Origin of the sequence: Bacillus cereus group sp. MYBK95-2, from assembly GCF_051915225.1 — a bacterium.
GTDB classification, from domain to species: domain Bacteria; phylum Bacillota; class Bacilli; order Bacillales; family Bacillaceae_G; genus Bacillus_A; species Bacillus_A cereus.
This window is the reverse complement of sequence record NZ_JBQAEH010000004.1, coordinates 483,028-498,057: the sequence shown is the minus strand read 5'-3', so window position 1 is coordinate 498,057 and position 15,030 is coordinate 483,028. Positions and strand designations below refer to the sequence as shown.

Here is a 15,030-nt window from a genome sequence, read left to right as displayed (position 1 = left end):
AAAATTTTTGCCGCCTACTTTAATTCCGTATATAAATATTCAACCGAATGAAATGCGTATATCTTCTTCATCAGTGTCCCATTTTCAAAAACAAGTAAACAAGGTACACTTTCAATCCCATACTCTTTTGCTAAATGCGGAGCATAATTTAAATCTAACATCCCAATTTTCAAATCTTCAATTGTCATCTCAACCACTGTTAACATCTTTTTTGCTAATTGGCATGTTCCACACATTGGAGTATATACATATAATACTGTTTTTTCTTCGTTCTCTATTAGGGCTGTAGCTTCGGCTCCTGTCCAATCAATCACTTCTATCATTCCTTACCGTAAATATTCTGTATAAACGTCAATGTCGGCTCCCCATAATACATTTGCTAAGTGTGTAGATGGCGCAGTTGCCACTTCTCGGTACGAGCGATCAATATAGATATGCTCGGCTTGCGGGAATTCTTTTCGAAATTGTTTCCTTAACTTTTCTCCAGCATCATCAGCATCCACTAGCACATACACTTCCTTATCAAAAAATTGATCAACGAGCTCATCCATTTTCGACAAACCAATTGTACCATTTGTACAAACAATTTCCACCGGTTCACGAATAATAGATTCAATCTTTCTTCTATCTGATGTACCTTCTACAATAATGACTTTTTCTACATAAATCATATGTCATCACCCGATCACCATATACTATACAACCTTGAACTTAGTATATAGTATATTCGTTATTTTCATGTTGTTTCCTGTTTATTTTTGCAAAAGAAAAGCGCAAGCGGCTCGTTTAGATTGTGAGGGGGGATGGAGCTTCTGACGTAAAGGCGCTTTTGGCCTTGTAGGAAGAAGCGAAGCCACCGAACAATCTAGCCGCTAGAGCTGGATCATAAAGAAAAGCGGAACCGACTGTTTAGCCCTGTTGGCTAAGGTTCTTTCGCACAGAAGACGCTTTTTGTCTTCTCGTGCGGAAGGTTCTTAGACATGAAGGGCTAGGAGGTGGAGCTGGACAATGAAAAGCGCAAGCGGCTCTTTCAGATTTTGAAGACTTATGAAACCTTACCACAAAACAGTTTTTCTCATAATAGCTTATTTATTTACATATAACTTGAATTTCATTATTTCACAAAAAATAAAAAAGGACAGCACAAAGGCTGTCCTTTAGTCGACTATAATTAGTCTTGGTTTGTCATTTCTTCATATTTTTCTGCAGTTAATAACTTCTCAACTTGGCTTGCATCAGAAAGTTCAACTTTAACCATCCATGCACCCTCGTATGGAGATTCGTTAACAAGTTCTGGTTGGTCACTTAATTCTTCGTTTACTGCTACAACTTTACCGCTTACAGGTGCGTATAACTCAGAAACTGTTTTAACAGATTCTACGCTTCCGAATGGCTCGTTAGCTTCGATTGTTGCACCTACTTCAGGAAGTTCAACGAATACGATATCGCCTAGCTCACCTTGTGCAAAGTGAGTGATACCGATAACAACTTCATTACCTTCAGTTTTTACCCATTCGTGTTCTTCAGAGTAACGTAAATTATTTGGAATGCTCATGACTGTACCTCCAGTGAATGTATTAATTATGTAAAAATACCTTATTGGTACTTTTTCCACACACTTTCAAACTGCTCTTCGTTAAAACCAAGTGTTACATTCGTTCCATCTGTTACAATTGGACGTTTAATCAACATGCCATCAGATGCTAAAAGCTCATACATTTCGTCTTCGCTTGCATCTTTCAACTTATCTTTTAGACCAAGTTCACGGTAACGCATTCCACTTGTATTAAAGAATTTTTTTAATGGTAATTCACTTTTTTCATGTAAATTACGTAAATCTTCTTTTGATGGTGGATTTTCAACAATATGAATCATCTCATATGCTACATCGTTTGCCTCAAACCATTTCTTTGCCTTTTGACATGTGCCACACTTTGGATATGAATAAAATGTTACTGTCATAAATTCACCTACTTTTTTACTAACCTTTACCTTTATCATATAGAAAACGTTTTATTATTTCAAACCATTATTCGCTAAACTTTTACTTATTTCGTGATAATTTTTAATAATCCTGCGAATTTTTCTTATTTTTCCGCCATTTGTTAAGAAAAAAATAAATATATAAATTTTTTAGATTCTGCACCAAACATATATCTTAAACAAGCGTTTGATTAATTCTCCATTTTCTTTCTTAACCTTTGAACTACAGGAGTTTCTTTCTACCGAACATACAGCTTAAACAAACGTTTGATTAATTCTCTATTTTTCTTTGTTAACCCTTGAGTTACATCGGTTTCTTCCTACCGAACATACAGCTTAAACAAACGTTTGATTAAAAAAATAAGAAGCCTCTTTTGCAGGCTCCTTCATTATCTATTTAAATAATCTGCAATTGTTTGAAATACGACGATATACATATTATGAATACTTTCTTCTGTATTTCCACCATTCGATAAACCAACTGCCCATTGTTGTCCTTCACCACTTCCGATATTCGCAAACCCTTGCGTATACATAGCATTTACATCTTTTCGGGCACTGTTATACTCTATCCCTTTTGTAATAAAAATCGAATATGATTTATCTTGTAAACCGATAAAAAACACTGGTTTCTTTAGTGATGAAAATACATTTTTATATTGCTCTGTTGAGGCTTCTTGAAAGTGATCTTTCATTATTAGAAAACCATCTACTTCCTTAGATTTCTTTTCCAGTTCCTCTAACTTCATTTCCTCAAACTTTATATTCCTAAACGTATCTTTCGGTTTTTCTCCAACAACTCCAATTACGAGTGCTCTTCCGTTATATTCTAATTTCTCTCCTTCTTTATCCTTTGCACACCCAGCACCGACTAGGCATATCAATATAAAAAATAAGAAATACGATAAACGCTTCATTTAGCACCCTCCCCTTCTTTTTAGTCAAGTGACAAAAACGTAAGGTTAATTCAAGAAAATGTAAGTAAAATCGATAGCCCAATTCACGTTTCTATATTATAATCAATTGAATTTACTTACATTACTAAACATAGGAGATCAACATGAAGAAATTTAAACTTTCATCTTTTCTTCCGTTAAGTTATATACTTCTACTCGTGCTCGTAAGTCCCCTTTACGACGTATTAAATAAATCGACTGTTCACGCAGTAGACGTTACAACTGTAGTAGATGATTGGATTCCATTTGTAAAAGCATTTATTATTCCTTATTTACTTTGGTTTCCATACTTATACGGCGCACTTATTTATTACTGTTTTGCTGACCGAAAGCAATATTATGTTACTTTAAGTAGTGTTATTTTTGGAAAGCTTGCTTGTTTTTCTATTTATTATTTTTGGCAAACAACTGTACCACGTCCGACTGTCGTTGGAACAGATGTATTTTCTGAACTAGTTCGCTATATTTATAGTATCGACCAGCCAGTAAACTGTTTCCCTAGCATTCACGTTCTTACTACATTTGTAATTATGTTAGCTGCCTTTAAGCGTAGAGAACAGCATGTTTTTGAATATTACATCCTTACTTTCTTCGGTACACTTATTATTTTATCAACGCTATTTACGAAGCAGCACGCCTTTGTAGATGCCGTTTCTGGAATGACGCTTGCAAGCATACTTTACTTCGGCGTTCAGCTCTTATTGGCCAAAGAACCAATAAGAGTTCCAGTAAAACAAAATCATAGAATGTAGCATGACAAAAAAGCAGACTGTGGCTTCAGTCTGCTTTTATCTATTATTAAGGAGATTTTCAATTTAAGATTGCGGTACAGTCATATCACCAGAATGAATACGACCTGCTTTTTTAAGAGCAATGTAAAGTATATAAGAAACAGCTACTGGAATGACGATATAAGTAATTACCATCGCCGGGAGAACTTCCCATCCTTGGCTGGAAATTAAATTAATTGGTGCGATAAGAGAACTTAATCCAAGACCTGCAATTTCCTTTCCTGCTTCCAGTTGGAAAATTAATGCTGATACTGGACCGACTATAGCACTGGCGACGACAGTTGGGACGAGAATCATTGGATTTTTAGTGATATTTGGCAATTGTACTTTCGGAGTACAAAGTGCTTGAGCTAATATGCCACCTAAATTGTTTTCTTTTGCTGAGATGACAGAGAATCCGATAAACTGAGCAACGCATCCAGCAAGAGCAGCACCACCTGCAACACCGTCTAAGCTAAGTGCAATTGCTAACGCAGCTGATGAAGCTGGAGAGATAAGTAATAGTCCCCAAACTACTGCAATGACGATAGAAGCGATGAATGGGCTACCAGCTGAGCTATCTTTAATAAACGCTCCAACTGCATTTAAAACAGGAGTAATATTATGAGATAACCAAATGCCTACTAAACCAGAACCTAATATGGCCGCAAATGGAACGAGCATCATATCTAACGCAGTTTTTCCACTTAAACGTTTACCAATATATACAGCTAAAGTTGCTGTTAATAATGCACCGATTGGCTCACCTGTTTTAATAATTAGACCAGCTTCAGTAATCGAAATGGATCCGGCACCAATCGCTCCGGCTACCATCGCCGAGAAGATTACAAGACCGTTTGCACCGAGCATAAAAGCAATTCCAGCACCAATTGCCGGTGCCATTAGTGATTTTGCAACAACTCCGATTGTAATAAGTAATGGTATATCAACAATTCTTCCTATATTTTCGATCAGTAAACCAATTCCGAGGGATACGAAAATACCTTGTGCGATTCCAGCAGATGCTTTAAATACACGAGACATTATATATTCCTTCATTTGTTTCACCTTCTCCTATAAGTTAGTAACCAATTGTTTTCATATAATCACGTAAAATATCGTTTGATTTTGCGAATCGAGATTCTTCATCCTCTGTTAAATTGAGTTCTACAACTTCTCTTATACCGTCTCTAGTAATAATAGCTGGTACTCCTGTACAAATATCGTATTCACCGTACTCACCATCTAAAATGGCTGATACAGCAATGACACGGTGATCATCGTTAAAGATTGAACTCGCAATATACGCTAGAGAGTTTCCGATTCCGTAATAAGTAGTTCCTTTACGTTTATAAATTTCCCAGCCAGCTTTTGCAGTTTTCTCAACAATTTCATCTAAATCTATTTCACCAAATCGTTCTTTTTGTTCTTCTAAAATTTGCAGAATTGGCTTTCCACCAACAGTTACATGAGACCAAGCAACCATTTGAGAATCACCATGTTCTCCTAATGAATACCCATGAATACTACGAGGATCTACATGTAGCATTTCAGATAAAATTGTTCTTAGGCGAGAAGAATCTAATGATGTTCCTGTACCGATTACGCGATTTCTAGGTAATCCAGATAATTTCCAAACTTGATATGTAATAATATCAACTGGGTTCGATGCAAGTAAGAAAATACCATCAAATCCACTTTCCATTACGCCACCAACAACACTTTCCATAATCTTCGCACTCGCTCCTAAAGTATCTAAGCGACTTTGCCCTGGTTTTGGTGCTGGTCCTGCTGTAATAATGACAATGTCCATATCTTTGCAGTCTTCATAGCTTCCTGCATATACTTTTGTTCTTGTATTTGTAAAGTTAATGCAATGTGATAAATCCATTGCTTCCCCAACTGCACGTTCATGATTTATATCAATTAATAATAGCTCTTCGCAAATCCCTTGATTTACAATGGAATACGCACAACTTGATCCAACTAATCCAGTACCGATAATTGCAATTTTTCTTGTATGTCTTTTCATAGCAATCTCTCCTAAGTGATCATATAATCTATTTCTTTTGTTCTTTACATTCTTAATTATAGAGGTTCCCACGATAGAAACCATGGATACTTTGTGAAATGTTGAACAAAGTTTTTGTCCTTTTTGTGAATTGTCATATTCCATTTTCGTCATATTTGTTACAACTGGAAAAATATTTATTATGTATTTATTGACATATACAAAAAGAAAACGAGCGAATAAATTCGCTCGTTTTCTTTTTCCTGTTATTCCGCACTTAATTGACTTTTTAATTGCTGTACAATCATTGGATTAGCAGGTGCTGCCGGTTTGTAATAACTCTTTTGCTTTGCGTACTCATACATATTACGTTGGCGCGCCTCGTCTTGATTACGAATTTGAATTAACGTTTGATGTAACTGTTCATTATCAGACTGAGCAATATAATTTGCATAGCTTGTTAAACTTGCATTTAATCCTGCTAAATAATCATTTACCATATCTTTTTCATTCATTTTCCGCTTCCTCCTATCCTAGGAAAGTCATTAATTGCTGTTTCGTATTTCGTGCATCTTGCGCATCTTTTTGTAGCATTTGTTTCAGTTGTGGATCTGTACACGTCTGTGCATACTGCTCCAACTTGTTAATAATTGTTGCGTGTCCACCAATTAAATGACGTAAGTTTTCTACTTCAAGCTCTGTTAAGTTTTGCATATAACATACCCGCCTTTCTTTGTTCATTCATCATTAGTATTTGGTTCTTTTTGGATTGTATTCATCAACTTTTCCCACATATAAAAAAAATAAAAGATGAATAGCTAAGCCATTCATCTTTTATACTGGTTATGTATTTATTTTTATAGAGATACAATCATACTTATACTCACAAGTAAGTTCCATATAATGTGTAAAATAATACTAGGTATAATAGATTGCGTCTTTTTGTATAACATAGCAAATACAATCCCCATAATCATTGCCGTAACCGGAAAACCACCATGAAGAATCCCAAAGATGAAGGAAGAAATAATGATACCAACTAGAAAACTATATTTCTTTTCAAAAAATCGATACAAAATACCTCTATATAAAATTTCTTCTTTAATTGGTGTAATTATAGCAACACTTAACACATATATAATACTTTGTAGACTATTTTGAAGTCCTAAGCTCCCTAATTGATCTCGCTGCTGCCCTGCACTTTCAAAGCTAAACAACTCTAACATTACATACTGAGTTAATGCAATGATGATAAAACCTATTAATAAATACAAGTATGTTTTCCCATTTTTTAAAACAGATACATCCCATATGTTCTTAATAAAATGAAGCACTGGTTTATAAGCAAATAAAACAATAGTAACAACAGCTGCATCAAATAGAAGTAAATAATATCCCTCTAAATTAGCACGTAATACCTCTTCTCCAAAAATTCCAAGAGCTAAAGCAAGGAATAATCCCCCTAAGAGTGAGAACCCTAGAATGCTTGCAATCGTTACAACTAGATTTTTATATGTTATGTTATCTACTTCTCTTTCTGCATTATACGCGTCTAATACTGTTTTTCTCATACTATTCCTCCATTTTTTTCATTACCTTAACAAAAATCCTTTAATACAAATATATAGATAATATAACAATTTTTTCAAAAAGAATAATATGCAATTTTACATATTATGAAAACTTTATATTTTATAGTTTTAGGAATAGAATTGCTATGCAATAATTATTATATGAAATTTTAAAAAATACTTCCTATCCACTATAACCCTCGCATCATATAAAACTTATTAGTTAAAGGAGCAATGAACATGAAAACACATGACTTCCTTACAGAAATCCAGAAGGGCTCTGAGCCTAGTCCATATCAAGATCCTATTGCTTTTATTTTCGTTTGCCTTTCCGTAGTCATATACACATTTTTCAAACCTGTAAAATAATATCATGTAATGAGAAAAAGCCTACCGCTCTTTTCGAATCATATGCACTAAAAAACCTTAGAATCACTTCTAAGGTTTTTGTTTGCCTCGCTTCTTATTCACGTAACCCTTTAATAAACGTTTCCAACAATACATGTAAACTTATATCTAAATCTAACGGCAAACCAAATCCGCCCTGTTGTTCAATCGAAGCAAATCCATGACAAATACTTCTGAATCCGCGTGTCGCATGAAGTGCATTCTCTCCTTCTAAGCCATACTGTTGTAAAACCTGAAGACAAAGCTTTACAATTCCGTCACCTGCTTTTCTTACTTCTTCATCTCGTAAAAAAGTTGCTTCATATAGTCCAGGATGTTTTCGGACAAATGCTACATACGCTTCTCCTAAAGCATGAATTGCTTCATCCATCCGTTTATCCTCAGCAGCTTCTTCCAGTCTGTTATGCAGCTTTTTGATTCCGTAAATGCCAAGATTTTTCCGTACATCTTGTAACCCTTTTACATGATTATATAGTGAGGGCGAACGTACCCCTAACGTTTGCGCTAATGAAGCTAACGTTACTTCTTGTACTCCATTTGCATCTGCAATTTCTGCTGCTGTTTCTACAATTTTTTGTAATGTAAGTCCGATTCTCGGTGACATCAATTAACCCTCTTTTCTACTTTCTATATTCCGCTTCGCTTCTTTAATAGCAAGCTCTATGAAAGCCAATGGATCGTTTATCATTTTTCCATGTCCTGCCGCAAGCAAGGAAGGCTCATATTCTCTTAACTTCTCTGCACTTTGTAATGATATTTCTTTGCTCCACGTTGCCATCGCCGGAAACGGAAACCAAAATTTCATTTGTCCTGAAACAGCCATACCTCCTCTTGTTTGGAATGCATCTCCGACAATAAGAGCTTTATTTCTTACATCAAGAAACGACATGGAGCCTGGCGTATGTCCCGGTGTCATAATCGCAAGAAGCGATCCAACTCGGTCGCCATCTTCTAATAAAATATCAGGTACCGTTTTTAATTTTTTAGGTACACCGCCTTTTATCGGTATATTCGGTTCATCCTTTTGTAACGTCATATCTCCTTCTAACAGCTTTCCGTCCCGCTTAGAAATATAGACTGGAACATGAGGAAGTACTTCCTTTAATGCATCTAATGCACCGATGTGATCATCATGCGCATGTGTTAATACAATCTTAGTAATTGGTTTTCCTATTTTCTCAGCCACCTGTAAAATACCTTTTGCGCTATATGGCAAAGCCGCGTCAATTAAAGTTAAACCATCATCTTCCTCTACAAAGTAACAATTTACAGGAAACGCTCTTGGCAAAAATGACAATTGATATACCGTTTTTTCATGTATCATCCTCATAGTCCCATCTCCCTTTTCACAAAAACTAATACCATTAGTTTTATTATACTAATGGTATTAGTTTTATGTCACTAAAAAAATTTTTTTCAAAAAAAAGAACAGTAGCCGTATAAACGACTACTGTTCTTTAAAGATATTAAACTGTGTAACGCTCATCTTCTAAAATTTTCGCAGCGATTTCACGTTTCTTCGGAATTACGTTAAGTGGTGTGTGGCGAGTTAATTTACGTAATGATGATAACATCATGCGCAGCATGTCGCCGTTTTCAACTGCGATAAGTGTTTCTTTCGCATCTGCTTCGATTTCGTTAAATGCTTCTTGGCAGAATACTTCAGTGTATAACACTTTTTGTTTATTCTTTTCAAGACCAGTTGTTTTGATCGCTTTTTCTGTACGAAGAACAGCTGATTCCATTGCGTATAGATTGCTTACGATGTCAGCGATATTCACAAGAATTTCTTGCTCTTTATCTAATGCTTTACCGTATTTTTGAGCCGCTAATCCAGCTACCATTAAGCCGATTTTCTTTGCATTAGTTACTAAATACTTTTGAAGTGCTAATGGCTCATCGCCTACTTCTTCTGGCATCATCATCATTAACTCTTCTTGTAATTTTTGTGCTTTTTGAAGAAGTGGTAATTCACCTTTCATCGCTTTACGTAAGAACGTACCTGGTACGATTAGGCGGTTAATTTCGTTCGTTCCTTCGAAAATACGGTTAATACGAGAATCACGGTACATTCTTTCAATCTCGTACTCTGCCATAAATCCGTAACCACCGTGAATTTGAACACCTTCATCTACTGTATAGTCTAATACTTCAGAACCGAATACTTTGTTTAAAGAGCACTCGATTGCATATTCAGCGATAGAAGCTGCTACTGCTTTACCGTCTTTTACTTCTTCTTCAGATAATGTGCTCATGCGGCTTTCGAATAAACCTACTGTACGATATACAGAGCTTTCAGCTGCATATGTTTTTGCTGCCATATTCGCAAGTTTCTCTTGAATTAATGGGAAGCGAGCGATTGGTTGTTTGAACTGTTGACGTTGGTTTGCATATTGTGCTGAAATTTCTACTGCACGTTTCGCAGATCCAACTGTACCAACACCTAATTTATAACGACCGATATTTAAAATGTTGAATGCGATAATATGACCTTTACCGATTTCACCAAGTAAGTTTTCTTTCGGTACTAACGCATCTTCTAAAATTAACGTACGAGTTGAAGAACATTTAATACCCATTTTCTTTTCTTCTGGGCTTGTAGATACGCCAGCGTAGTCTTTCTCTACGATAAACGCTGAGAAGTGCTCTCCATCGATTTTTGCATATACAACGAATACGTCAGCGAATGCAGAGTTTGTAATCCACTGTTTTTCACCATTTAATACGTAATGTGTACCTTCTGCATTTAAACGTGCAGTTGTTTTTGCACCTAATGCGTCAGATCCTGAACCTGGCTCTGTTAATGCGTATGCAGCTAATTTTTCACCAGTTGCAAGTAATGGTAAATACTTTTTCTTTTGCTCTTCGTTACCGAATAATACGATTGGTAAAGATCCGATACCTACGTGAGCACCGTGAGTAATTGCAAAGCCACCAGCGCGAGAGAATTTCTCTGCGATTAACGCTGAGCTTACTTTATCAAGACCAATTCCGCCGTACTCTTCTGGTACGTCAGCGCCTAATAAACCAAGTTCCCCAGCTTCTTTTAAAAGACGAACTGAACGATCAAATTCATGTTGCTCTAAATATTCAAGCTCTGGAAGAACTTCATTTACGATAAAGTCCTCTGTCGTTTTTGCAATCATTTTATGCTCAGATGAAAAATCTTCTGGCGTAAACACTTGATCAATCGTAATCTCATCTACTAAAAAGCTACCGCCTTTAACCGCATTTCCTACTGTTTTTTCCATGAAAATTTCCTCCTTCATATTTTCATGAGCCGCTTCTCTCTTTTTGAAAGAAGCTGGCTCTCCCTTTTTTTATAAACCTTTGTTGCTTCCATTCTTTGCATTGGCAGCGTCTCGTTCTGAGCGAACCGCTTCCACTTTTTTTATAATCCAGTTCCAGTGGCTAAAACAGTCGGTCGTTTCCCCCCTTCCTTTGAGGCAAAAAGCGCCTCTTCGTCAGGGCTTCCAACGCCCTCCTGTTCTAAACGAGCCACCTGCACTTTTTTATAATCCAGTTCCAGCGGCTAGAATGTTCGGTGGCTTCGCTTCTTCCTGCGAGGCAGAGAACGCCTCTACGTCTGAAGCTCCATCCCCCTCACATTCTGAACGAGCCGCTTCCACTTTTTATAGTAATTCAAATACTCCCGCTGCTCCCATTCCGCCGCCGATACACATTGTTACGATACCGAATTGTTCGTTGCGGCGTTTCATTTCGTGAATAAGAGATAGTGTTAGTTTTGCCCCTGTACAGCCAAGTGGATGTCCAAGTGCGATTGCACCACCGTTTACGTTTACTTTTTCTTCATCTAAACCAAGTTCACGAATAACTTGAATTGATTGAGAAGCGAATGCTTCATTTAGTTCAAATAAGCCAATATCAGATAGCTCTAAGCCAGCTAGTTTTAGCGCTTTTGGAATTGCAGCGATTGGGCCGATTCCCATTACTTCTGGTGGTACGCCAGCTACTGCAAATGAACGGAATTTCGCAAGTGGCTTCATGCCATCGCTCACTGCTTTTTCGCGATCCATTAATAGTACAGATGCTGCACCGTCACTCATTTGTGAAGAATTACCAGCTGTTACAGAACCGCGAACGTTAAATGCTGGACGTAATTTCCCTAAAATGTCTAGCGTCGTCTCTGCTCTTACACCTTCGTCTTGTGCGAAAGTGATTGTTTCTTCTTGCAGTTTATTGTTTGATCCAACCGAGCGTAACGTCACATCTACAGGTACTGTTTCATCAGCAAAGTTTCCTGCAGCTAATGCTTTCGCAGCACGTTGATGACTTCTTACTGCAAATGCATCTTGCTCTTCACGAGAAATTCCATATTTCACAGCAACTTGCTCTGCTGTATGTCCCATACCCATATAATATTCTGGAGCCGCTTCTACAAGGCGACTATTCGGACGAACAACGTGTCCCATCATTGGAACTAAACTCATTGATTCTGCTCCGCCTGATAATACAGCTTCAGAGTGACCAAGCATAATACGCTCTGCTCCGTAAGCGATACTTTGTAAACCTGAAGAACAGTAACGGTTAATCGTAATAGCTGGAACATCGTAAGAAAGTCCTGCTAATCCGCCGATATTACGAGCCATATTTAAACCTTGCTCTGCTTCTGGCATCGCACAACCGAAAATTAAATCATCGATTGGTCCTTCATAATTCGCACGCTTTAACGTTTCCTTTACTACTAACGCCCCTAGATCGTCAGGACGAACTGTTTTTAATGAACCCCTCTTTGCCTTTCCAATTGGTGTTCTTGCTCCCGCAACAATGACAGCTTCTCTCATGAACGATATCTCCCCTCGTTATTAGTTACGTAATGGCTTTCCTTTTACAAGCATGTGCTGCATTCTTGCTTGTGATTTCATCTCACTTACTAAGCTAATAAATGCTTCACGTTCTACATCTAATAAATATTGCTCATCAACTTCTGTTCCGTACGGTACTTTTCCGCCCGCAATGACATATGCAAGTTTCTTCGCAATGTGAAGGTCATACTCTGAAATGTAACCAGATAAATGCATTGCTTCTGCACCAAGTGCAAGAGTTGCATATCCTGTTTCCCCAACAACTGGTATCTTTTTGCGGATTGGCGCTTTGTAACCAGCTTCATATAAAGCAAGTGCTTTCTGTTTCGCATCGTATAGTAAGTGATCACCATTCACACTAATACCATCTTTATCACCTAAGAAGTTATGAGAAACTGCTTCTTGTCCTGAAGTTGAAACTTTCGCCATTGCGACTGTTTCGAACACTTTATTTGCAACTTTTTGCAGATCAAACTCTACACCGTTTGCCATTTTGTTTAAGTGTTTAATGTATAGCTCTTTATTACCGCCTCCGCCAGGGATTAAGCCAACACCAACTTCTACTAAGCCCATATACGTTTCACTAGAAGCTTGAATGCTCGCTGCTGGTAAGCAAACTTCTGTACCTCCGCCAAGCGTCATACCATATGGTGCTGCTACAACTGGCTTAGAAGAGTACTTAATTTTCGTCATTGCATCTTGGAAGTTTTTCACAACTAACTCAATTTCAAAGTAGTTGTCGTCTTGTGCTTCCATTAAGATCATTGCTAGGTTCGCACCAACGCAGAAGTTCTTCGATTGGTTACCGATAACAAGACCTTTATAATTCTTTTCTACTTCATCAACAGCGTAGTTAATCATTTGCGTAATATCCATACCGATTGCATTGCTCTTCGAATGGAACTCTAAGCAAAGGATGCCGTCGCCTAAATCAATTAAGCTCGCTCCGCTATTTTTCTTTAATACACCATTTTTCGCTTTTAATTGCTTAAGAGAAATTGCTTTTTTATTACGCTCGATTAGCTTATATTCGCCATTATCGTAATAGTAGCTATCGCCGTTATCATGTTTATAGAAAGTAGTGAAACCTTTCTCTAACATTTCTTTCACCCAAGTAGGAACAACTACGCCGTTTTCTTCCATCTTTTGAACAGATTTTTCAACGCCGATTGCATCCCACACTTCAAATGGCCCTTGCTCCCATCCAAAGCCCCACTTCATCGCTTGGTCAATTGCAACGATATCGTCAGCAATTTCTTTATGAAGTTTTGCAGAGTATAAAAGAGTTGGTGTAATGATGTTCCATAATAACTCTCCTGCACGGTCTTTTGCGTATACAAGCGCTTTCAATTTATTCGCTAAACCTTTTTCTTGTTTACTTAACTCTACGGATGCAGCTTTTAATTTTTTACGCGCTTCGTATTCCATCGTTTCAGGATTTAATTCTAAAATTTCTTTTCCTTGTTTTAAGAAGAAGCCTTGACCCGTTTTACTTCCAAGCCATTTTTTCTCCAGCATGTCATGCATGAAAGCTGGTACTTTAAATACATCACGCTCTTCTTCTTGCACATTTTCATATACGTTATTTGCAACATGTACGAATGTATCTAAACCGACAACATCTAATGTGCGGAACGTTGCGCTCTTCGGACGACCAATAAGTGGGCCTGTTACAGAATCAACTTCCCCAATGCTATAGCCGCGTTTTACCATCTCTTGAAGAGTAACAAGTAAACCGTACGTACCGATGCGGTTTCCAATAAAGTTTGGTGTATCTTTTGCGATAACAACGCCTTTTCCAAGAACGTCTTCGCCAAATAGTTTCATGAAGCTTAATACTTGTGGATCTGTTTCTTTCGTCGGTATTACCTCTAGAAGTTTTAAATATCGTGGTGGGTTAAAAAAGTGTGTGCCTAAGAAGTGTTTCTGGAAGTCGTCTGAACGACCTTCTGCCATTTTTTCAACTGAAATACCTGACGTATTCGAGCTTACGATAGAACCCGGTTTACGAACCGCATCTACTTTTTCAAATAGTTTCTTTTTAATATCTAAGTTTTCAACTACTACTTCAATAATCCAATCTACATCAGCTAGACGCTCAAGGTCATCTTCTAAGTTACCTGCTTCAATCAGTGCTAAATTTCCTTTCACTGTCAGAGGAGCTGGTTTTTGCTTTAATAGTTTTTGCACAGCCGTATTACTAAAACGATTTCTCACACTTTTATGTTCTAATGTAAGTCCCTTCGCTTCTTCTTCTTTCGTAAGCGCAGGTGGTACAATATCAAGCAATAATGTCGGAATACCAATATTAGCTAAGTGTGCCGCAATTCCCGAACCCATTACGCCTGAACCTAGAACAGCAGCCTTTTTAATTTGGAACATCCAATTCTCCCCCTATTCTTGAATGAATGCTCATTCAATTTTTCGACATAAGTCGCAATCAATGAGTGAGCCTCTACTAATAAATATATGATACTGTTTAAATTTTCGCAATATATTTATTGA

General features: G+C 37.2%; 16 protein-coding genes. 1 reads left to right on the top strand and 15 read right to left on the bottom strand.

From position 1 onward, the window contains the following. Nucleotides 1-14: 14 nt before the first annotated feature. The 5 genes from ACTFN4_RS17065 to ACTFN4_RS17045 form a co-directional block, all read right to left on the bottom strand. Entirely contained in the window at nucleotides 15-323 is a 309-nt protein-coding gene (locus tag ACTFN4_RS17065) for a thioredoxin family protein (RefSeq protein ID WP_002008881.1), read from the bottom strand. 3 nt (nucleotides 324-326) lie between these two features. Then, entirely contained in the window at nucleotides 327-671 is a 345-nt protein-coding gene (locus ACTFN4_RS17060; RefSeq protein ID WP_000640870.1) for a toprim domain-containing protein, read from the bottom strand. Between the two features lie 500 nt (nucleotides 672-1,171). After that, nucleotides 1,172-1,555 (bottom strand): glycine cleavage system protein GcvH, encoded by a 384-nt coding sequence (gene gcvH, locus ACTFN4_RS17055; protein ID WP_439962557.1) that lies wholly within the window; start codon nucleotides 1,553-1,555, stop codon nucleotides 1,172-1,174. A 41-nt stretch (nucleotides 1,556-1,596) separates the two neighbouring features. Beyond that, complete coding sequence (locus ACTFN4_RS17050; RefSeq protein WP_000218968.1) at nucleotides 1,597-1,962, bottom strand: arsenate reductase family protein; 366 nt, start codon at nucleotides 1,960-1,962, stop codon at nucleotides 1,597-1,599. 410 nt (nucleotides 1,963-2,372) lie between these two features. Beyond that, nucleotides 2,373-2,900 carry a hypothetical protein gene (locus ACTFN4_RS17045; RefSeq protein ID WP_000826874.1) on the bottom strand — a complete coding sequence of 176 codons (528 nt, stop codon included), beginning with the start codon at nucleotides 2,898-2,900 and terminating at the stop codon, nucleotides 2,373-2,375. 143 nt (nucleotides 2,901-3,043) lie between these two features. Between ACTFN4_RS17045 and ACTFN4_RS17040 the strand changes: the two genes are divergently transcribed. Continuing rightward, nucleotides 3,044-3,691, top strand: coding sequence for a phosphatase PAP2 family protein (locus ACTFN4_RS17040; RefSeq protein ID WP_000713775.1), 648 nt, complete (start codon nucleotides 3,044-3,046; stop codon nucleotides 3,689-3,691). 63 nt (nucleotides 3,692-3,754) lie between these two features. Here ACTFN4_RS17040 and ACTFN4_RS17035 read toward each other — a convergent pair whose 3' ends face one another. The 10 genes from ACTFN4_RS17035 to ACTFN4_RS16990 form a co-directional block, all read right to left on the bottom strand. Next, on the bottom strand, nucleotides 3,755-4,768 hold the full coding sequence (locus tag ACTFN4_RS17035) for a PTS transporter subunit IIC (protein ID WP_000666172.1): 1,014 nt from the start codon (nucleotides 4,766-4,768) through the stop codon (nucleotides 3,755-3,757). A gap of 22 nt (nucleotides 4,769-4,790) precedes the next feature. Then, nucleotides 4,791-5,741, bottom strand: a complete 951-nt coding sequence (locus ACTFN4_RS17030) for an L-lactate dehydrogenase (RefSeq protein ID WP_000820660.1) — start codon at nucleotides 5,739-5,741, stop codon at nucleotides 4,791-4,793. 245 nt (nucleotides 5,742-5,986) lie between these two features. Next, nucleotides 5,987-6,235, bottom strand: coding sequence for a spore coat protein (locus ACTFN4_RS17025; protein WP_001002981.1), 249 nt, complete (start codon nucleotides 6,233-6,235; stop codon nucleotides 5,987-5,989). A gap of 13 nt (nucleotides 6,236-6,248) precedes the next feature. Further along, the gene (locus tag ACTFN4_RS17020) at nucleotides 6,249-6,434 is read right to left on the bottom strand and encodes a hypothetical protein (RefSeq protein WP_001180555.1); all 186 of its coding nucleotides are present in this window, start codon (nucleotides 6,432-6,434) and stop codon (nucleotides 6,249-6,251) included. A 143-nt stretch (nucleotides 6,435-6,577) separates the two neighbouring features. After that, complete coding sequence (locus ACTFN4_RS17015) at nucleotides 6,578-7,291, bottom strand: CPBP family intramembrane glutamic endopeptidase (protein WP_001232992.1); 714 nt, start codon at nucleotides 7,289-7,291, stop codon at nucleotides 6,578-6,580. Nucleotides 7,292-7,754: 463 nt separating this feature from the next. Then, complete coding sequence (locus ACTFN4_RS17010; protein ID WP_000074925.1) at nucleotides 7,755-8,303, bottom strand: TetR/AcrR family transcriptional regulator; 549 nt, start codon at nucleotides 8,301-8,303, stop codon at nucleotides 7,755-7,757. A gap of 3 nt (nucleotides 8,304-8,306) precedes the next feature. Next, nucleotides 8,307-9,029 (bottom strand): MBL fold metallo-hydrolase, encoded by a 723-nt coding sequence (locus ACTFN4_RS17005; protein ID WP_086404583.1) that lies wholly within the window; start codon nucleotides 9,027-9,029, stop codon nucleotides 8,307-8,309. 136 nt (nucleotides 9,030-9,165) lie between these two features. Then, nucleotides 9,166-10,950, bottom strand: coding sequence for an acyl-CoA dehydrogenase family protein (locus tag ACTFN4_RS17000; RefSeq protein WP_000416291.1), 1,785 nt, complete (start codon nucleotides 10,948-10,950; stop codon nucleotides 9,166-9,168). Nucleotides 10,951-11,331: 381 nt separating this feature from the next. Continuing rightward, nucleotides 11,332-12,504: an acetyl-CoA C-acetyltransferase gene (locus ACTFN4_RS16995; RefSeq protein ID WP_001206324.1), complete on the bottom strand. Its 1,173-nt coding sequence runs from the start codon at nucleotides 12,502-12,504 to the stop codon at nucleotides 11,332-11,334. A 21-nt stretch (nucleotides 12,505-12,525) separates the two neighbouring features. Next, nucleotides 12,526-14,907, bottom strand: a complete 2,382-nt coding sequence (locus ACTFN4_RS16990) for a 3-hydroxyacyl-CoA dehydrogenase/enoyl-CoA hydratase family protein (protein WP_000486377.1) — start codon at nucleotides 14,905-14,907, stop codon at nucleotides 12,526-12,528. Nucleotides 14,908-15,030 lie beyond the last annotated feature (123 nt).